The organism is Rhodospirillaceae bacterium, from assembly GCA_040219235.1.
Taxonomy (GTDB): Bacteria; Pseudomonadota; Alphaproteobacteria; order Rhodospirillales; family Rhodospirillaceae; genus WLXB01.
In genome coordinates, this window is sequence record JAVJSV010000021.1 from 72,805 (window position 1) to 92,577 (window position 19,773).

18 protein-coding genes are annotated in these 19,773 nt (G+C 53.2%); 9 read left to right on the top strand and 9 right to left on the bottom strand.

Features of this window, described 5'->3' with window-relative positions:
- Nucleotides 1-10 precede the first annotated feature (10 nt).
- The 3 genes from RIC29_17965 (at nt 11) to RIC29_17975 (ending at nt 3,081) form a co-directional block, all read left to right on the top strand.
- Entirely contained in the window at nt 11-823 is an 813-nt protein-coding gene (locus tag RIC29_17965) for a LytTR family DNA-binding domain-containing protein (GenBank protein MEQ8736814.1), read from the top strand.
- 150 nt (nt 824-973) lie between these two features.
- Entirely contained in the window at nt 974-1,888 is a 915-nt protein-coding gene (locus RIC29_17970; GenBank protein ID MEQ8736815.1) for a hypothetical protein, read from the top strand.
- A 5-nt stretch (nt 1,889-1,893) separates the two neighbouring features.
- Nucleotides 1,894-3,081, top strand: coding sequence for a serine hydrolase (locus tag RIC29_17975; protein MEQ8736816.1), 1,188 nt, complete (start codon nt 1,894-1,896; stop codon nt 3,079-3,081).
- Here the strand turns inward: RIC29_17975 and RIC29_17980 are convergent.
- Both RIC29_17980 and queF read right to left on the bottom strand, forming a co-directional pair.
- Nucleotides 3,078-3,749: an SDR family oxidoreductase gene (locus RIC29_17980; protein ID MEQ8736817.1), complete on the bottom strand. Its 672-nt coding sequence runs from the start codon at nt 3,747-3,749 to the stop codon at nt 3,078-3,080. The genes RIC29_17975 and RIC29_17980 overlap by 4 nt on opposite strands.
- 114 nt (nt 3,750-3,863) lie before the next feature.
- Entirely contained in the window at nt 3,864-4,325 is a 462-nt protein-coding gene (gene queF / locus RIC29_17985; GenBank protein ID MEQ8736818.1) for a preQ(1) synthase, read from the bottom strand.
- A 76-nt stretch (nt 4,326-4,401) separates the two neighbouring features.
- Here queF and RIC29_17990 point away from each other — a divergent pair, with 76 nt between their 5' ends.
- The gene (locus RIC29_17990; protein ID MEQ8736819.1) at nt 4,402-4,641 is read left to right on the top strand and encodes a DUF1289 domain-containing protein; all 240 of its coding nucleotides are present in this window, start codon (nt 4,402-4,404) and stop codon (nt 4,639-4,641) included.
- Between the two features lie 201 nt (nt 4,642-4,842).
- Nucleotides 4,843-5,103 (top strand): hypothetical protein, encoded by a 261-nt coding sequence (locus RIC29_17995; protein MEQ8736820.1) that lies wholly within the window; start codon nt 4,843-4,845, stop codon nt 5,101-5,103.
- A gap of 15 nt (nt 5,104-5,118) precedes the next feature.
- On the opposite strand, the gene RIC29_18000 is transcribed toward RIC29_17995, so the two are convergent.
- From RIC29_18000 to RIC29_18015, 4 genes are all read right to left on the bottom strand, one after another.
- On the bottom strand, nt 5,119-5,898 hold the full coding sequence (locus RIC29_18000; protein MEQ8736821.1) for a methyltransferase domain-containing protein: 780 nt from the start codon (nt 5,896-5,898) through the stop codon (nt 5,119-5,121).
- 10 nt (nt 5,899-5,908) lie between these two features.
- On the bottom strand, nt 5,909-7,987 hold the full coding sequence (locus RIC29_18005; protein ID MEQ8736822.1) for a TRAP transporter fused permease subunit: 2,079 nt from the start codon (nt 7,985-7,987) through the stop codon (nt 5,909-5,911).
- A 2-nt stretch (nt 7,988-7,989) separates the two neighbouring features.
- The gene (locus RIC29_18010; protein ID MEQ8736823.1) at nt 7,990-9,000 is read right to left on the bottom strand and encodes a TAXI family TRAP transporter solute-binding subunit; all 1,011 of its coding nucleotides are present in this window, start codon (nt 8,998-9,000) and stop codon (nt 7,990-7,992) included.
- Nucleotides 9,001-9,110: 110 nt separating this feature from the next.
- On the bottom strand, nt 9,111-11,291 hold the full coding sequence (locus RIC29_18015; GenBank protein ID MEQ8736824.1) for a TonB-dependent receptor: 2,181 nt from the start codon (nt 11,289-11,291) through the stop codon (nt 9,111-9,113).
- A gap of 341 nt (nt 11,292-11,632) precedes the next feature.
- Between RIC29_18015 and RIC29_18020 the strand changes: the two genes are divergently transcribed.
- Both RIC29_18020 and RIC29_18025 read left to right on the top strand, forming a co-directional pair.
- A complete protein-coding gene (locus RIC29_18020) occupies nt 11,633-12,580 on the top strand; it encodes a hypothetical protein (GenBank protein MEQ8736825.1) in 948 nt (315 codons plus the stop codon).
- Nucleotides 12,577-14,613, top strand: a complete 2,037-nt coding sequence (locus RIC29_18025; protein ID MEQ8736826.1) for a CocE/NonD family hydrolase — start codon at nt 12,577-12,579, stop codon at nt 14,611-14,613. Before RIC29_18020 ends, RIC29_18025 begins: the two co-directional genes overlap by 4 nt.
- A gap of 11 nt (nt 14,614-14,624) precedes the next feature.
- Here the strand turns inward: RIC29_18025 and RIC29_18030 are convergent, their stop codons facing one another.
- Together RIC29_18030 and RIC29_18035 are read right to left on the bottom strand one after the other, a co-directional pair.
- The gene (locus RIC29_18030) at nt 14,625-15,665 is read right to left on the bottom strand and encodes a hypothetical protein (GenBank protein ID MEQ8736827.1); all 1,041 of its coding nucleotides are present in this window, start codon (nt 15,663-15,665) and stop codon (nt 14,625-14,627) included.
- Nucleotides 15,666-15,814: 149 nt separating this feature from the next.
- Nucleotides 15,815-16,489, bottom strand: a complete 675-nt coding sequence (locus RIC29_18035; GenBank protein ID MEQ8736828.1) for a hypothetical protein — start codon at nt 16,487-16,489, stop codon at nt 15,815-15,817.
- Between the two features lie 100 nt (nt 16,490-16,589).
- On the opposite strand from RIC29_18035, the gene RIC29_18040 reads away from it, so the two are divergent.
- On the top strand, nt 16,590-17,114 hold the full coding sequence (locus tag RIC29_18040) for an SgcJ/EcaC family oxidoreductase (GenBank protein ID MEQ8736829.1): 525 nt from the start codon (nt 16,590-16,592) through the stop codon (nt 17,112-17,114).
- A 16-nt stretch (nt 17,115-17,130) separates the two neighbouring features.
- Nucleotides 17,131-18,570, top strand: coding sequence for a TrkH family potassium uptake protein (locus RIC29_18045; GenBank protein MEQ8736830.1), 1,440 nt, complete (start codon nt 17,131-17,133; stop codon nt 18,568-18,570).
- On the opposite strand, the gene RIC29_18050 is transcribed toward RIC29_18045, so the two are convergent.
- Entirely contained in the window at nt 18,567-19,724 is a 1,158-nt protein-coding gene (locus RIC29_18050; GenBank protein ID MEQ8736831.1) for a GGDEF domain-containing protein, read from the bottom strand. The two genes, RIC29_18045 and RIC29_18050, sit on opposite strands and share 4 nt — an antisense overlap.
- Between the last annotated feature and the right edge of the window lie 49 nt (nt 19,725-19,773).

Genomic DNA, 19,773 nt, shown 5'->3' on the forward strand with positions numbered 1-19,773 from the left:
ACGACGATACATGAATAGGGCGAGCCTCCTCTTTTACATTGGGCTTCCTGTCGCACTTTCCATATTGAATGGCACGCGGGGCTCTCTCTATGCCCCGGATTTAGGGCCCAGTGTGCTGATCCCTTTTTGGTACGTCTGTAGCCAGTTCTTTTGGCTTGTGAGTGCGGGCCTGACTTTGGGATTGGCAAGGTCGCTCACCATCCAAGGTGCCAGCTTACTTGCTATCGCGGTTTTCAGCGCATGGATCAGTATTGCTCTTAGCTATTTCTATCTTGGCGTTGTGGTTGGCATTTTTCGTGAGTCACTCGGGTCATTGTCAGAAATCGTTGAATCTGATGGCTTTTTACTCGTTGATCCGTTTGTCTCGTTCGCATTCGGTTCAAATGCACTTGGCGGGATAACCGCTTGGGTTGTTGCATTTGCGGTGCGCAATAGAATTCTGACGGGGTCGTGGGGAACGCTTTCGAGCACAGAGGTAATCGCTTCGGAAGGGCCTAACGACACGCCAGAGTTTTTGCAAAAGGCGAATCCAGCCATCGGGCAAGAATTGATCGCTCTGGAAGCACAGGAGCATTATTTAAAAATCTACACCGTGTTAGGCGAGGACATGGTGATGTGCCGCATGCGTGATGCGGTATCGGAACTCAAAAATTGGCCCGGTATTCGCGTTCATCGGTCTTTCTGGGTCGCAAAATCTGCGGTTCAAGAGGTCGAGAAAACAGGCAGAACCTTCAAGTTGACTCTGACCAACGGCCTTAAGGTGCCGGTAAGCCAGTCCTACAGGGGGGTGATCGAGCGAGAAGGTCTCGTTATCACCATTTGAATTGCCGGAAACTCTGCTGCTGCGGATCTGCTGCATGAAAGCGCATTCATGAATTTTGTCGAATCCCGGTCCTAATGCGCATTGCGGCTAACTCGTTGTGTATTCACTATAGCTTCAGTTTGAAAATCACCAGTCAACGGGAGTTAAGATATGCTTGATATTATGAAGCGTGCGTTCGCAGGGGGGGCTGAGTCTGGTCTGTCGCGCCGTGAGGCGTTAAGCGTTCCGGCAATAGGCGCGGCAGCAACAGCATTTGGCATGAATTCTGCGCAGGCGGCCAGTCATGTCGAGGCAACCTATATGCCTCCCTCAAGCGGTCGGGTGCTGTCCGAGCAATTCTCGTTTGAGAACCCCTTGGCCAAGATGAAGGCTGAGTTTCGACTTGGCCGGGCGTGGGAAGATGAGGCTGACGTCTTACTGTGGTACTTTTTCACCATGTTTATTGTGGCGGAAGGCAAGAAGGTTCAACCCGTGGTGCGCTATGAAGGTATTGAGTTTTCCCATCATCGTAAGATCGGCGAAAACCTCTTTGAAGTTCACGGCCATAACACGTCCTATCCGCGTGACGTTTATACGGGTGAGTTCATTGAGGAGTTGGTTAACCCCGTGACTGGCAAAACCCATGGCGTCACCCCGACCATTCTGACCGAAGACCCGGGCATGATTTACGGCGTTGCCGGTAAGCGCCCGCTGGACCGGGAGGGCGCGGAATTTACGGAGACTTATTCTCTATTTCGCCTTGAAGATGACATCGTGAAACAGGAAGAAATTCGGGTTCCGCCCGACAATTGGTTCACACCATTTATTGAGACGTCTCACAATTGGACGCCGCGCGGCATGTTTGAGGATGAGTCCATCACGCGTCTGCCCTTGGGGACCAGTGGGGGATATGTTTTCCCTTATCCATCGTGGTTAGAGATGGAAGATAATCCTGGTCATATGTTTGCGATCTGGAGCGGCAAAAAGCTGGACGGTGTTCATCAACTGCCGCAGAGTTATTTTGATAAAATTCAACAAGACAATCCGGAACTGCTTGTTGTTGATAAGAGTAAGTTTAAAGGATAGCAGCCATGCTTCGAAATCTCCTCTATGGCCTGGGTGGGCTGGCGTTTTGCGTCGTCATTTTTGCCGGTGTTGAGTACTCCTCAGACCCCATATTTTGGCAGCGTTACCTTAATCCACCGGCCGATGCCATGGAGCCGGGACCAGACTTTTATCAACCCGCGTTCGACCTCAACGAACCGTCGACGGTTTTCTTTCCAACAGCTGAAAACCCAACAATTTCAAACGATGTCCTTGAGGCGACTGCGCAGTGGGCGGATGACACTGGGGCAACGGCGTTCATTGTGGTGCACAAAGGTAAAGTGCAGATCGAGCGCTATTGGCGGGAGGGCGGTGTTGATGAACTTATGACCGGTCGCGCCATGACCAAAACAATCAATGCTCTCCTGGCTGGGATCGCGATCGGAGATGGTAAGATCGCCCTTGATGATCGCATTGGCGATTATATCGATGAATGGAGTGATGTTCCGCAAGGCGACATCACACTGCGCAACCTGCTCCACCATGCGAGCGGGTTGGAGAACCCGCCCCTTGGACCTGGGGCTTGGAACCGGTTTACACGGTCGGCCTGGACCGGCGATGTGGTGATGGTGGCTCTCGATCATAGCCAGGAACTTGAACCGGGCACCTTGTTCGATATCGGCAACGTCCCGTCGCAACTTGTCGCTATTGTTGTAGAGCGTGCGATTGGCAAACCCATTGAAGACTACTTTTTAGAGAGAATCTGGCGACCCATCGGGGCTGACCGGGGCAGCTTCTTTATGGACCGGGCCGATGGCATGATCCATATTGATTGCTGTTTTCGAACCACGCCTTACAACTGGATGCGCCTCGGTGCTTTAATGCTCAATGATGGCATCTGGGATGGCGAACGGGTGTTGCCTGAAGGATGGGTGGACACAATGACAACACCGTCCCCCCGCAATCCCAATTACGGCATGCATATTTGGCTTGGACGGGAGTTTGTCACAAACCGGCCTTACTCTGAGCGCCGCGACATTGGCATCCCGCACACCGAGCCGTTTGTTCGGGATGATATCTATTTTTTTGAGGGCGGCGGCTATCGCAACCTCTACATCATTCCGTCTGAAGATATGCTGATTCTCAGACTGGGAAAAAGTGATCCCAATTGGGATGCGTCCTATCTGCCTAATAGGCTGGTTGAGGGCATTATCCCGGTTTCGTCTGAGCCTTAAGCGGCCAGCATCCCACCGTCGATGGGCAGCACGTATCCGGTGATGTAATAGGCTTCATCCGAGGCCAGAAACGCCACAGCTTCAGCGATGTCTTGCACGGTGCCTGGTCGTCCTAACGGCACCGATGCGCCCGCCATGACATCACCCATGGGGGTGCCTTCAATTTGTCCCGATTGCACACAGTTCACGCGGATACGGTCTTTGGCTTCACAACACGAGAGGGCTGCGCCGCGCGTCATCATGCGCACGCCATTCGCTGACGCGCAGAAGGCGGCTTGTCCGGCGACACCGACCGTTGCGGTTGCCGGGGCAACATTGACGATAGCGCCGCCATTACCAAATTCACGCATTTTAACAACGCCATATCGCGTGGCCAGAAAGGCCGCTTCGATGTTGTCACGATTGACGGCGCGAAACTCTTCCAAAGACGTCTCGACGATAGCTTTCGGGGCTGCATATTTGGCTTCGGAAATGGTCACCAGAATGTCCAACCGCCCATGTTGCTTTTCAATGGCTGCAAGACCGTGCTCCCAACCTTCGACGGTTGTGACGTCAAAGTCAGCAGCGATCACCGTTGCGCCGCCGTCCTGAAGCTGCGCGCAGATTGCAGTTCCGGTCGCGCCGTCTGCGTTGGTGACCAACGCAACTTTACCGTCAAACTTTGCCATAGGTTCGTATCCTGAAAGGTCCGGGAAATGATGTGACAGATTACAAGCGAAGTAACAGTTTAGGCCAAGCCCCTGATAGGCTGCTTGTTCGCCTTCTGACTACCTTGGAGGCTTTTAACCCCGTCCTCTATACCCCGGCACACCTTGGTCTGGAATCCAAAGTCCATTCGGGGCGGTGCCGGTTTGCCAGAATACGTCTATGGGAATGCCGCCGCGCGGGTACCAGTAACCGCCAATGCGCAGCCATTTTGGGTCAGTCGCCTCGACGATGCGTTTGCCGATCATCACGGTACAATCTTCATGAAAAGCGCCATGATTGCGAAAAGAACTCAGGAAAAGTTTGAGCGATTTTGATTCTACAATTTTTTTGCTCGGTACGTAATCAATCACCAAATGGGCGAAGTCCGGTTGCCCTGTCACTGGGCAGACGCTTGTGAACTCGGGGCAGGCGAACCGGATGAGATAATCCGTATCACCATGCGGGTTATCGACAATTTCAAGAACAGCGTCCGCAGGAGATGCGGGCGTGTCGGTCATGGTGCCCAGCTGTGACAGTGTTTCAGTTATGTTGGCCAAAATCTTGCTCCATCAGCATAGAAGTTTTTCTCACTCTAACTTGTCTTCAGCGTCAGGGCACTATAGGTGAAGGTGTATGTCAGATACATCATCGATGCCACAGACCGCAAATCCTGAAGATCTCCCCGCCTCGCCGTGTATCGGTGTGTGCACAATTGATCGTGAGACGAAGATGTGCATTGGCTGTCTGCGGACGCTCTCTGAAATTGGCGCGTGGCGCACCATGACACTTGATCAAAAACGCGATGTTGTTGCGGCGTGCAAAATCCGTGCTGAAGATGCGCAGAATAACCGCCCGAAAGGTGCCTCAAACTAACCCTAATTCCACCCTGTTTGCTGCCACACTTTATAAGCACATTTCAATCTCTGTGAGCGCGGGCGATTCGGTGCGCTTAGCGTCTTCACGTCTTGAATCGTGCACTGCGGCGAATCGCCGGAAACCATGCGAATTCCGCGACATGTTGTGCCTTCATGACAAAGCGATACAATACTTTGAGGCAACAAGGATGATTTTGAGATGGATCAGGTTAGCGTTTTTCCGGCAAATGAAGATGGCGAAACAGTTGTGCCTGTCTCACTCCCCGTGCCCGTATCTCTGGTTTTAGATGACGTTCAGGGCATTATTTCTCGTGCTGTTTCGGTGGCTCGTGCGGCCGGACGTGACTACGTGGCACAATGCCATTCGGCAGCGGAAGCGGTTATTGCCGTGCGCCATGATGTGTCTTTCACTGAGGCATTGAAAGCCGTCTATCGCGTTCGAGAACAGGACGCCGCTTAAACGCGCTCGGATGGCTCAGTTGATCTGAGCCACAACAAAAATTCTTTTCATCAGAAACAGCGTTTTTCCGTCCGCTTGCTTAGGATAGGCAGAGAGAACGCGGGTGCTATAATCAGCCAGGAACTCTTCTTGGTCTGGACCTGAGAGCACTGATAAATAAGGTGTCAGGCCGGTGCCGATAATCCAGTCAAAAACCGGATTTTCCCCCTCCAGCACGTGGTGATAATCCGTCACCCAGATGTCCACTGATCGTGCGCAACGCGAGAGAATATCGTACATCTGCTCAGGCTGCATCGGGTCTTGATACATCCAGAGCTGTGCGAGTTTGTCCGCCCACCGCTCCGACGTTACCGTTTCCCGAATGCAAGTCTGGTACGGGCAGGCTTCCGTGACGGGGATCTGAAACGCCAGCCAACCTTCTGGGAGAACCAGTGAGGCAAGGCGCGGCAGAACGGTGGTGTGATCGGGCACCCAATGCAAAGCTGCATTGGAAAACACCAAAGCCAACTGTGACTCCGGCTCCCATGTTGCAATATCGCCTTGCTGCCATTGCAACAGGCCATGTGTGTCCGATGCGCGTGCTTTCGCGAGCATATCTTCTGACATGTCCACGCCCATGATGCTTCTGTCTGGCCAAGCCTCCTTGAGTTTTTGAGTCACATTGCCTGGGCCGCACCCGAGATCGACTATGGAGCCTGCAATTTCAAGCGGGATCTGCGCTAGCAGGTCGAGCGCCGGGCGTGCCCGATAGGCTTCGTAACGCAAATAAACTTCAGGGTTCCAGGTTTGGCTCATAACGCTCTCGTCATATCGGTTGGGCGCGCTTGGATATCACAATCACTCCGCTGAGCAACAGCAAGGCGATGCCGCCGACGGCCCATGAGCCATGCGGCCAGAGTAGAACCACTGCCAGGGCCGCCGTAATGAGGCGAAAGGGAATACTGACTTTTCCTTCTAAGTGTCCATGAAGCGTTGCCGTGAAGGCGTATAGCCCACCGATGGTGAACAACGTAATCTGAAGGAGTGTAACGGCGTCGCCGCCAATCAATGGGGTGAACGCCATGACCAGGGGGATAAGATACAAACCCTTTGCGTAAGCCCAAGCTGTGAATCCCGTGGCTAAGGGGTTCGTCCCCGCAATGCCCGCTGCAGCATAGGCAGTGAGGCACACCGGCGGCGTCACGTTGGAATCTTGCGACAGCCAAAACACAATCATGTGCGCTGTGAGAAGCGTTGCGGCCAGGGTTGAGGCTGACAACGCTTGATCCGAGATTGTGGTTCTCAATTCCGGAGGGATGGCGGCCAAAAAGGTTAGCGCGTCTTCGCGGGGCATGGCAGACCCGAGCGTGGCGGCTTGCTCCGGCAGTATCACCATCAAGATCGTCTTGGCACTTTCGTTTAATGAGCCTGTCATGAGAGCTTCAAGGAGCTTTGCATCGAGCATCAAATCGGCCAAGGCCGGCGCGGCCAGCGGTGCTAAGACCACATATGCGGCAGTGACGGGCAGGCCGAGACCCAGCACCAAAGAGGCGAGGGCGACAAAGGTGAGCGTGAGGAGAAGGCTGCCGCCCGACCAGGATACGATCATCTGCGATACGGTTGGGCCGAGACCTGTTGTTGTCACGGCCATGACCACAAGCCCAACACTCACAAGCAACACGGAGATCGATGCGGCTGTTAAGCTCCCATGAGCCAGTGTCTCAATAACATCGCGCCCGTTCATGGGGTGCGGGCCAAAACGGGCACAGACGACCGTTGCAACAGTGGCCGCTGCTGCCGACCATGTTGGCGTAAACCCGGCAATCAACAATCCGACCAGAACCAGGATGGGTAACAGGACCGGCCAGCGCTTAACTAAATTGTGATTGTCTTGGTCTTGCGGTTGGGTTTCGTTTTCTGGGCGCAAGCCAAGTTTCAACGCTGAAATACGAACGTGAAATGCAATCGATAAAAAGTAGAGTGCGGCAGGTAGTGCCGCGACTGAGATGATGGTCAGGTAACTTTCACCTGTGTAGTTCGCCATCAAGAACGCACCCGCCCCCATCACCGGTGGCATCAACTGCCCGCCTGTGGACGACGCGGCTTCAATTCCGGCAGCGGTGCGCGCCGGAAAACCGGCGCGCTTCATCAACGGTATGGTGACGACGCCGGTTGAAACGGTATTTCCAATAGCTGAGCCAGAGACAGACCCCATCAAACCAGAGCCGATGACAGCCACAAACCCTGGACCGCCAGCGATGCGACCCGCTGCTGAACGGGCAAGCGCAAGAATGACGTCTGAGGCTCCACTCTTCAGCAAAAAGGTGCCGAAGAGGATGAACATGAACACATAGCTCCACGAGATGCGGGCGATCGTGCCGAACATACCGTCACCGCCATAGGTCGCGCGATACAGTACCGTTTCCCATGTTAGACCGGGAAACTGAAACACTCCCGGAACAAATTTCCCCCACCAGGCCGTATAGGTGATGGCAACAATCGCCAAAATCGGAATCACCCAGCCCGTTGCCCGCCGTGTCAGTTCAAGCGCGCAGAGCACCAAGGCAATAGCGACAGCCCAGTTCATCATGCTGAAGGTCTGGCCCCGATCATAAAAGGTATCTTCACCGGCAATCAGAGCGACGCTTGCTCCGAAAGCCACAAGCGCTAAGCCAATATCACAGGCATTGGAAAGGGGTGTTTGAGCGCCTTTGCGGTAAGGCACGGTCAATGCAACCAGCGCCCCAAGGGTGCCGAAATGCAGCAGGGACATCCATAATTCTGAAAGCGGTGAAAACGAGTTAAAGAAAATGTGGAGAAGCGCGATGCCTGCGGCAACCGCGGTTAACCAAGCGGGCCTGTTGTTCTCGGTGGTGAGTGTGGCCGGCGTTGCAACGTCGCTCACGCCTAATTGAGTCCCGGCGGCATCAAGTCTTGATCAATATCCAACCCAGCCTCACGATAAAACCGCAGCGCGCCGGGGTGCAGGGGCACGGGGAGGCCCGGCAAGGCGGTTTCCAAGCTCATATCCGCCGTGGCTTTATGGATGGCTTTCAGAAAGGTGAGGTTGCCATAGATGGTTGAGACGATCTGATAGACGTCTTCGTCAGACACACCCTCATGAACAGCCAGAAAGTTCGGCTGGGCAAGAGTCATCACATCGGTACTTTGTCCGGGATAGGTGTCTGCAGGAATGACATACCGTGTCCACAAAGCCCGTGGTGTATTCGCTCTGATCATTTGCTCATCTGTGAAAGAGAGCAGTTTTGCTTTGTCGCCAAGGGCTGCAGAGGCCCGGGTGACGGCACCGACCGGCGGCCCAGCCGGCAGGTTGGCCGCAGATAAAGTGCCGTTCTGTAGACCGTCGGCGCTCGGTTCATACCCTTGGTAAACCAGATTAAAATCAACGTCTGGATCATACCCCAATTGTATCAAGAGCGCTCGTCCTGACCCTTCTGTGCCTGAGTTGCGCGCGCCAATGGACAGGCGCTGGCCTTTGAGCGCGTCAAAGTCCGATGCCGTGCCACTTGGCGCATACTGCGCGCGCACCAGCCAATGCTCTACATTGGGCCATAGCGTTGTGATGGACCGCAGATAGGTTTGTGGACCATCAGATTGCAGTGCGCCGCTGCCATCTTTGGCCCAGGCACCGTAGATGCCTTGGAGCAATGCAAACTGCACCTGCTGTTCACGCAGCAGCTTGATGTTTTCGGCCGATCCCGCAGAAGAAATCGCTGATAACGAAGGTCCACCTGTGGGATCAAGCTTCACTTTGGTCAGGGTCGCAAGGGCCACGCCAACAGGATAATACGTCCCGCCCGTTGTCGCTGTCGCCAATAGGTATGACTCGGCGCTTGCTTTAAGAGCGCCCAGAGTGAAGGCCAGTGAAATCAGAGAAATAAAGAAATGCTTTTTCATGACGGAAGTGTAGGCGAGGGAGCGCGTCAATCAAAGGACTATAGGACAGAAACCAAAAAGGGTGGTGACCGCGCGGCCACCACCCCAATGGGTTTTAATACCTAAGGTGTTTAGTACTGAAACTTGAGCTCTAAGCCCCAACGACGGCCTTCTTGTAACGTCGAAAGACGCGGTGCACCAAATTGCGCGAACGGCAGAGTCGTGCTTTGCTGGACAATGGCTTCATCGGACAAGTTTTTGCCATAGAAGGTCAGCGTCCATTGCTCATCCATGCTGATCAGACTGACCGAGGCATTAAACACATCGTAAGACGGCAGAACGCCAATGTTGTTGTCAGTGTAGAACGCGCTGCTGCGATGACTGTATTCACCACGCAAACTCAGCACGGCAAAATCACCCAGGTCTTGGTCAAAGGTGGAGCCGACGGTGTAGGTCCAGGTTGGCAGGCGCGGAATAGAGAGCGCCAGGTCGGCATCATTAATCACACCATCGCTGCTGAGATCAAAGCGGACTTCATCGTAGTCGCCATCTAAATAGCCGATAGAGGCGTTAAACGCCCACTGGGGGATTGGCAGAGCAACCATGTCCAACTCAAATCCCTTAATGGTCGCGTCAGCCGTGTTTCTGATGCCCTGAACAACACCCACAATTGGGTTCGCAACATTTAACTCCCGCTGAAGGTCCTGGAGGTCATTATAAAAGGCGGCGCCGTTCATCACGAAGCGACGGTCCATCCAGCTTGATTTAAAACCAACTTCAAAAGAATCCTGCTTTTCTTCGTCCGTTGGGCCCGCGTCAAAAATAGCGGGAACAGTCGTGCGGAAGTTGTACCCGCCAGAGCGGAAGCCTCTTGTCCAATGGGCGTAGAGCAGGGCATCTTCATTGGCGTCATAGCGCACGCCGATTTTAGGTGTCACGTTGCTCCACTTTTCAGAATCTGAGAAATCAGGGGCACACACCAGTGTTGTGACATTGCAAAGTCCAAAGCGTGTAACGTTCGCGCTTTTCTTTTCCTCGGTATAACGCGCGCCTGCCGTGACCGTCAGGGCATCTGTTATGCGATAGTCCGCATTCAAAAACGCGCCGTAGTTCTTGTGGGCTTGGTCACCCCCTAGGCCCGCGACAATGGTGTTAAAGGCCAAGTATCTATTTTCCCGATACAATACATCTTGGTCGAAGTAATAGAGGCCAGCTGTGAGATCCAGTTGATCTGTCACTTCGCCGAAATAGCGCAGCTCATTACTAATCTGATCCTGGTCGATGATGATGTCGCCATGGAACAAGAGCAGTGGACTGGCATCCACATCTGACAGAGCGTTCTGTTCGACTTTGCGGTAGCCGAAGATGTTGGTCAGCGTGCCGGGCCCAATATCCCAGTTTGTTTCGAAAGTGACTTGATTCCACTTAATATCAACGAAACCCGGTTCATCGATTTCAACGAAAATATTATCGGACGTATCCGACGGGTTATTGGTCAATGCGCGTTGCCCAACGGCACCATCACCCTCTAAATCACCGTGTTCATAGATGAGCGTCATGTCCAAATCTTCATTGGGCGTAAACACGAAGGAGGGGCGTAGCATCAGCGTTTCCTGAGCGCCGACATCCCGCGTTGGATCTGCGAGGTTATCGAAATAACCATCGTCGTCTTTGTAATAGACACTCAATTTGCCGGCGAGTTTGTCGCCTGCCAATGGGCCTTCAACAGCAGCCGAAGCGGAATACTCGGGTCCAGTTTCGTAGCTGATTTTAGCCTTGGCACCGAATTCACCCGTTGGACGTTTAGAGCGCAGCAGGACAGCGCCGCCTGTGACGTTCCGTCCGAACAGCAGCCCTTGTGGTCCGCGTAAGATCTCGATGCTTTCCAGATCAAATGTGTCGACCACAACACCAGCGGTAATGCCGAGATACACACCATCCATGAATAAACCGACGGTAGGATCAACCGAGGGGATCGAGCTGTTAATACCCAATCCACGGATCGAGAAGTTTTGCACACCGGGGGTGGTGCCGACTTGATCAAGGCTCACGTTCGGACTTGCAAAGGAAAGATCTTCGATCGTTGTCAACTGGCGGGCATCAAGAGCGCTTTCGTTGAACGCAGAAATGGCGACAGGTACGTCTTGTAACTGTTCAGCGCGGTTTTTCTTTGTGCCGTAGACTTGAATTTCTTCGATGAGTATTGCGGCGCGCCCTGCTTGAGCGACTTGTTCTTGCCCAAGAGTTGCTGTTGATGAAAAACATAATGCAGCAGCAGAGGCAGCCAACATTGCTTTGAAAGTCGGTTTCATAAAAATACCCCAGTCCATAATTATTCTTATCGCCCGGTCTTTTTGATCAAGGCGCAGTGCTTTTTTATATGTCGTAAATGTTAAAGGAAAAACCAAGGTTAACGCTAGCGCTTTACCAGCGAAGGTTTAGTTCCTGTGGTAGTGTGACTTTAGCGCCGCAGATAAAATGCTGCATCGCAGCAGATTAGAATAAATCACACCAAAAACTGCATCAGTGTTCATTGCGCTGCAGCATGGATAGAAAAAACCCGCTCATCATTGGTAAGATTGATATTTTACAGGCTGTTCGACCCGAATGAAAAACCCAGATACTATGCGTCATCATTATTTAGGACGCTAAAATGCCAATTTTCGAGTTTGACCCTTGGCGGATGCAGTATTTCGAAAATATAGCCTGCCCAGACGACGTAAAAGTCCCTACCGAGGATGGCGATGCGTGGCTTTGGTATCCTGAATATAAATGGATATACAACAAGCTCGCCATCGCTGAGAGTCAGGGTTTTGAGTGCGCCCCCCATGGCATAGATCCCCCTGCTTTTCCGACCTTTTCCAAACCGATTTACAACATGCGTGGTATGGGGGCGGGCAGTCGAGTTATTCGTAGTCTCAAGGAATACAAGCACCTCCAACGTCCTGGTCATTTCTGGATGCCGCTGCTGGAAGGTGAGCATGTGTCGAGCGATCTAGCTGTGGTCAATGGCGAAGCTGTTTGGTGGCGCCACACCATAGGTCACCCGCTGGATGGCGGAATGTTTGACTATTGGCATGTCCTGAAGGAAAGCCGCCCTGAAATTGAGTCTTACTGTAGTGACTGGGTAAAGAAAAATTTACGCGGCTACACCGGCATGGCTAATTTTGAAACCATTGGAGCCCGCATCATTGAAGCTCATTTGCGGTTCGCTGATCAATGGCCAGACCTCTATGGTGATCACTGGGTTGACGCTTTGATCAAACTCTATGCAGACGGTGTCTGGGACTATGATGATAGCCATCGGCGCGACGGCTATAGCGTCGTGCTGTTTGGTTCCCATGGTATTCAGTATGCTCACCCTCCGGCCGATCTCGTGGCAGACCTTCTGAAAACACCTGATGTGACGTCTATCCAGATTACGTTTCATGAAGATAAACCTCCGAGTGCTCACTCCATGCCGCCTGGCGGATTTAGATTGGCCATCGTCAATTGCTGGGATCCGAAAGCTGGCCGCGCCGTACGCGAGAAACTGGCATTGAGCTACTGGTCAGCGCAAAAAATTCTGACCAATCGTACACGCAAGGCTGCTGCTGGGTGAGTGCCGCCGAACTGTTCGACCTTGATACTATTGAGGAAATTGAAAACGTCTGGATCCCGTTACCGGACGGATGCCGCCTCGCGGCCCGTTTGTGGTTGCCGAAGTCGGCCTACATGGATCCTGTCCCGGTTATCTTGGAGTACATTCCTTACCGCAAACGCGATTTCATGCGCTCTAGAGACGAGCCAATTCATCGCTACCATGCGCTTCACGGCTATGCCGCAATCCGGGTTGATGTTCGGGGATCAGGCGATTCTGATGGCATATTAGAGGACGAATATACAGCCAGTGAACTGGCCGATGCCATCGCTGTTATCGACTGGCTAAGTCAGCAGGACTGGTGTGACGGTAATGTTGGGATGACGGGTATCTCCTGGGGCGGATTTAACGCTCTGCAGGTTGCAGCCCTACGGCCCGCCGCGCTCAAAGCCGTCATCACATTGTGCTCTACCGACGACCGTTACGCTGACGATGCGCACTACATGGGTGGCTGTTTGCTCAATGAAAACATGCAATGGGGCTCAATCCTCATGCTTTACACCGCCTTGCCGCCGGACCCTGATATTGTCGGCGAGAGTTGGCGCGAGACGTGGAAGCAACGGCTTGAAGCCCTGAATCCATTTCCGGCGGTTTGGATGGGCCATCAAACCCGTGAAGGATTCTGGCAGCATGGTTCCGTCTGTGAAGACTGGAGCGCCATTCAATGTCCGGTGTATGCCGTGGGCGGTTGGGCCGACGGCTACACCAACGCCATTCCAAGGCTGCTGGAGAACCTGCGCGGCCCCAAAAAGGGTTTGATTGGTCCGTGGGCGCATTGCTTTCCGCACGATGGCACGCCCGGGCCTTCTATTGGCTGGATGCAAGAGTCGCTGCGCTGGTGGGATCATTGGCTTAAGGGCCGGGATACCGGAATGATGGACGAACCCGTTCTGCGGGTGTGGATGCAAGAGAGTGTTCCGCCTCAGCCGCAATATGCGGAATGGCCGGGGCGGTGGGTGGCTGAACCGGTGTGGCCAAGTCCAACCATAAAAACGCAAACGTGGGTAATGAATCCGGGCCACCTCAGCCGTGACCCTGAACCACAGACAGAAATTTCCTTTTCCTCCCCACAAACCACCGGCGTGCGGTCGGGCGAATGGTGTGGCTTTGGGGCCGATGGTGAAATGCCGCGCGATCAGCGCCCAGATGATGGCGGTTCACTGGTGTTCGACAGCGATGAGTTGACGCAGCGGCTCGAAGTGCTTGGTGCTCCAGTGGTCGAAATTGACGTCTGCGCGGACTCTCCGTCAGCCATCATTGCCGTACGCTTAGGGGATGTGGCCCCTGATGGTTCCGTGCTACGCGTCAGTTATGGGCTTCTCAATTTAACGCATAGAGACTCTCATGAACGTGCGAAGCCTCTTGAGCCAGGAGTCTGGTATCGTGTGCGCATCCAATTGAATGACATTGCGCACGCCTTTCCGGTGGGGCATCGTTTGCGTGTCAGTTTATCAACATCATACTGGCCGATTGCCTGGCCATCACCGTCCGCAGTGATCATTGATGTGAAAACGGGCACCAGCACTTTAACTTTACCGGTTCGCCCACTCCGCCCGGAAGACGAAGAGTTAAAACCATTCCAAGCCCCGGAAGCGGCGCCTGGCACCAGTCATAAAAAACTGCGTGCACTGCCCATGCAGCGCGGCCTGGAAATTGATCTGACCAGCAATGAGATGGTGTATACGTTGCGCAGTGATGGGGGTGAGTTTGATGGGGCGTCTCTGGCCCATATTGCGGAGATCAACCTCGATATCGGGTATACGCTGTTGAAGCGTTACCGCATTGTTGAAACGGATCCGCTTTCGGCCGTGGCGGAATTTGAGCAGTCTGCGGTGCTACGGCGGGAAGGCTGGAATATTAAGGTGCTTTGTAAAACGCGGCTCACCTCGACAACTGACACATTCGAGTTTACCGGCAGTGTTGAATCCTTTGAAGAGGGAGACGCTTTTGTGCAACGGGATTGGACACTGTCCATTCCGCGCGATTTCGTTTGATGACATTAAAGCTAAAGCGCTCTGGTTTTAACCCGGGCCCAGGCGGTGTCGATAATCAGGCGCAGCATGTCAGGATAGCTCAGGCCATCAAACGACGACATGATGGCTAGCTTGCCGCCTGACTCCCAGGCCGGGTTAGGATTCACTTCCATCAATTTTGGTTCGCCGTCAGCGGCGACGCGAAAATCAAACCGTGCATAGTCGCGCAAGTGCAGGCGCTGAAACAGTTGTGAGACGCCGCCGAACATTTTTTCTTTAACCAGAGCGGCTATATCCGCTTTCCGGAATCCGATATCAGTCCAATAGGGTGAGTCAGGCAATGATTTTGATTCATAGGATAGAATTGGATTTAGCCCCTTTGGCAGTTTAGAGAAATCCACTTCAAGCGGTGGTAGAATTCGCAGGCCGGACTGCGGATTGCCAATGATTCCAATGCCGTATTCTGGTCCGGGCAAGTATTCTTGATACAGCGCGTCCCGGCCCGGCAATGCCTCACGGAGCCAAGTCATATAGGCTCTCGCTTGCGCCGCATCGCACACCACGGCATCCTTTGTGATGCCTAAACTGCCATCCGCTGTATTGGGCTTAATCAGGGCCGGGAAAAAATCAGGCAACGTGTCGAGCGGCGCGTGCGCTGGTATGAAGACCTCTTTTGGCACAGCGATACCCAGACTTTCTGCAGCCATCCGCACCAAAGCCTTATCATAACAGATCACCATGGCTGCCGGGGGTGCTCCTGTGTAGGGCACGCCAAGCATTTCCATATATGCAGGGAGGTTCAGCTCAAGGACAGCTTGATTGAGATAGCCGGTGTCATTGAAATTGACGACCAAGTCTGGCGGAGAGTGCCGTAAGCGGTCGAGCACGGGCGGGTGCTCATTCCAGACGTCAACGTCGTACGCTCCATGGCTTTGAAAAGCGGCCACCATGATCTGGTGTTGTTCAATATCCTCTGGATTATAATGCCCGCCAGGTTTCGTTGGATCGACTGCAGTGTGATCCCCTGTCATAATTGCGATGCGACGTGGACGGTCAGGCAAAGATTCAACCATGGGCTGGATAGTACTCCGTCGTTAACGCGAGACCTGTTGCATATGCGAGCCGATTAGCAGTGTCAGGCGCGCAATCACGCCATAGTAATTCAATAATTCCGCCTCAACCTGTTTAGTGAAGCGATGCATTTAGCTATGTCATGATTAAACTAAAATGGTTTCACTTTGCCAAGAAACGCGATCAGTGCGACGATGCCCCAGAGCGTCAGCGCAGCAACTTTAGAGCGGCCCAGGGCGGCCTCGATGATGTCGTTGCCTTTTTCAGCGTCTGCGCCACCTGCGCGCACCATACCAAACCCAATAATCCAGTCTTTAATGACACTGCGTAAATACACCCCGAGGGAGACCGCGCCTGCGAATAGGAATATCTTTGCGGCGAGCCAATTGCCCGCAATTGGATTGTCAGAGATCAAAGACCAGAGGCCGAGTCCGCCCATGCCGAGAATCACGATGTACCTCAGGTACATATCGATCCCGCGTACCTTGGCTGTCATTGGATGCTGCTCGTTAAAAAACATCCACCAATTTGCAGCCAACCAGATGAGACTGACGACCCAGATTGTCACTAGGCCGAGACCGCCGATGGGTGAGACACCGATCATCCACGACATTTGGAAACCCACGGGAATGAGAGCAATCAAAGCGGTCCTTGGCCCCATATCGCATTGCATAAGAACGTGCATGAACCGGAAGCGCTCGTCTAAGGGTAGATTGCGGTTCGCAACGTATTGTGCCGTGAAGTACACGCCGAGGTCTCCGCCCAGCCAATATACGAACAGGAGGGTATGGATATAGATAAGTAGGTCGTATGATGTGAAGTCCACGGTTGCTCCCCAAAGGTTCCCATATGATTGATGTCAAAAATTCATCATACCTGAAGCCTGACCGGGCGCCAGGGTCTGAATTGTTCGTGCGAGGGTCATCATGACAGATAGGTTTTTATCACATACTTTAACCGGCTTGGCATGTGCTGGCCTCTTTATGATGTTGGTGTCGGCGTCTGCCTTCAGCTATGAAAAACGCGGTGGCACAGCAGAAGATTATGCCGCCATTGAAGCGATAGAAGTGCGATGGCAGGCCGCTTACGGGGCACGAGATTTTGATGCTTTGGCTGAACTTTACACTGAAGACGGATGGGTAATGGCACGCCGTCAACCGGCCATGCGCGGGCGCGCACAAATCCGAGATTTTTTTCAGTCTGTTGCAGAAGATACCAAACTCGCGGTGACTTTTGATGTCGAAGAACTAGAGGTGATTGGCGATTATGCCTGGAATACAGCCCGCTTCGCCTTAACGTATCAATCTATGTCAGGTGCGGCACCTGTTCATGATTTCGGCCGCGCTTTGATCTTGTACAAAAAAGGTTTAGACGGTCTTTGGCGTATCCATCGTGATATGGATACACCAACGCCAGACGCCGAAGATATGAGCCCCCCAACCCCACGTTAAGCAGTACACTGGTTCCATGGCCCGCATATTCAATGTTCTTGGCATTCTGCTGACAATCCTTGCCTGTGCTCAGGTTGTTCCTTTGCTGGCCGATCTGGTGGCTGGAAATCCGGACTGGATGGTTTTTGCGGTTTCTTCGGTCCTCACATTATTCCTTGGAATGTCTCTGGTTCTCGCCAATGCTAGCCATGCGGAACGGATTACCATCAGGGAAGGCTATTTGCTTACGGCTTTGGCTTGGGTGGTCTTGCCTGTTTTTGGGGCGGCCCCATTTCTCTTCAGCGTTGAAGATTTAAGCATCACGGATGCCATCTTCGAGAGCGTATCGGGCATCACTACCACAGGCTCTACGGTGCTCACCGAACTAGACACCCTGCCACCCGGGCTGCTGTTGTGGCGGTCTATGCAGCAATGGATCGGCGGCATTGGAATCATTGTGATGGGCGTTGCAATTCTGCCGCTGCTGCGGGTCGGTGGTATGCAACTCATGAAAACCGAGAGTTCAGACACATCCGATAAAGTTCTGCCACGGGCCAGGCAAGTCGCGACAGGTATCTTTGCAGTTTACATTATTCTGACTCTCATTTGTGCGATGGCGTATGGCTTCGCAGGGATGACCAGTTTCGACGCCATAAATCATGCCATGACCACGATTGCGACGGGCGGCTTCTCGACCCATGACGATTCATTTGGGCACTTTCAGTCAACTTGGCTGCCCTGGATTGCTGTATTTTTCATGATCTGTGGAGCATTGCCCTTTAGCTTGTATCTCAAGGCAATCGGCAGAGATCCGATGCTGTTATTTAAGAATTCACAGGTTCAGTTTTTTCTTGGGTTTTGCCTGTTTGTGATCGTTCTTATGGCTATTTGGGCGTGGCGCACGATGCCGCTTTCCTTCCCGGAGGCGCTCTCTCAATCTGCATTTAATACGATTTCAATCGTCACAACGACGGGATTTGTAAATGCGGATTATACGTTATGGGGAAGTGCATCCGTTGTGTTTCTCATTATTACGTTTGCCGGTGGTTGCTCGGGGTCGACATCCGGGTCTGTAAAAATGTTTCGCTACCAATTGATGTGGTCTTTTCTGAAGTCACAGGTAAATCGGTTGATTCACCCCCATGGAGTGTTTCCCGTGACCTATGATGGTCATGATGTGTCTTCTGATATTGTGCTCTCGGTTACAGCTTTTCTTGCTCTGTATCTGATCAGTTGGTTTGGGCTGTCTGTGGCTCTGGCCGCCTGTGGTTTGGAGTTCCAGACCAGTGTTTCAGCGGCGGCCACAGCCCTCACAAATGTTGGTCCGGGCTTAGGGCCTATTGTTGGTCCAGCTGGTAATTTTAGTAGTCTTGGTGATCCAGAGAAGTGGCTACTTTCCGCCGGGATGCTTTTGGGGCGCTTGGAGCTATTTACTCTTTTTGTGATGATCACACCGCGGTTTTGGCGCGACTTCTAGGCCAGTTCTGCTGAAGGTGCGGTGTTCTCGCGCTTTGTGTCTTCGTCAAAAGCACGCTGAGGCGAGGCAGCGAAGACAGCTTTCTCGCGACCCTGTTCAATCGCGTCTTCCAATCCTTGTTCAACTCTTTTGAGCAGATCATTCCCAGTGTGGTCCGAGCGACTTGCTTCGGTTACACCCGCCGAAACCGTAAAGTGAACGACCTCACCGTAGACGTTTACTTCCAAGCTTTTCAAATCATCCACCATCCGGTGGGCGAGTGTTAGGGCCCCTGGGCCTGGCGTTTCCGGGAGCAAGGCGACAAAGCGGCGTTCGGATAACCGGCCAAAACTATCGCAATGGCGCATAACCAACACGCAGTAGCCCGCAAACACGCGCGCCACCGTATCAGCGGCGTGGTCTCCCCAGGTGTCGCGGATTGCAGCAAGACCATCAATCTCGAACATGATGCACGAAAAGGGCTCGTTGTAACGTCTCGCACGGGTGAACTCATTGTTGGCCAACACCCGGATGTGTGTTTTGTTGGCGACGCCTGATAGTTCATCAGTGGTTGCGCGGCGGCTCAGTTCCCATTTGTATGAAAAAGCTTCACGCGCCGTCCGGTCAGCCACAAAGGCAACCACAACCGCAATGGCAAGTGCTGGCGCTAAGTATCCGAACGCCGAGACCATGCTGATGGCCACGTCCTGAAGGGGGAACAGAAACAACGTCGCCAGCACGGCAACCACAAGTGCTGACGCCACAGCCGCCAGAGATATTAGCAGCGTTGGTGAAAGGGCGGTCAGATAAATACATAACAGCCCCATGAGCAGAGCAAAGCGCGTGTCGCCACTGTCAGGAAGACTTGCCGTGCCAAAAGCAATGTGAGTTGCAAAAGCCAACGCAAAAAGGATCGGCAACAGTTCAGCCCGGTCTTGAACAAAGCGTATGAAACTGGTGGCAAAGAGAATCAGAGTGAAGGCGAGAAGCATCAACGAGGAATTGCCAAGCACGCCGCCCGCTTGGCCTGAACTGTACGCAACCCACATGGTGCCAAGACAATAGAGTCCCCCGCCGACGAGAACGAACCATCGCTGCAATACGGTCTGGTTTTCCGCCCGATCCGTTTGGTATGCGGCTTCTTTTTCTTGGCCGAAGTGAGATTCAAAGATCATAACTCATATGCTCCAGAGCTTAGCTTATCACACCCGGAAAATAGAGCCA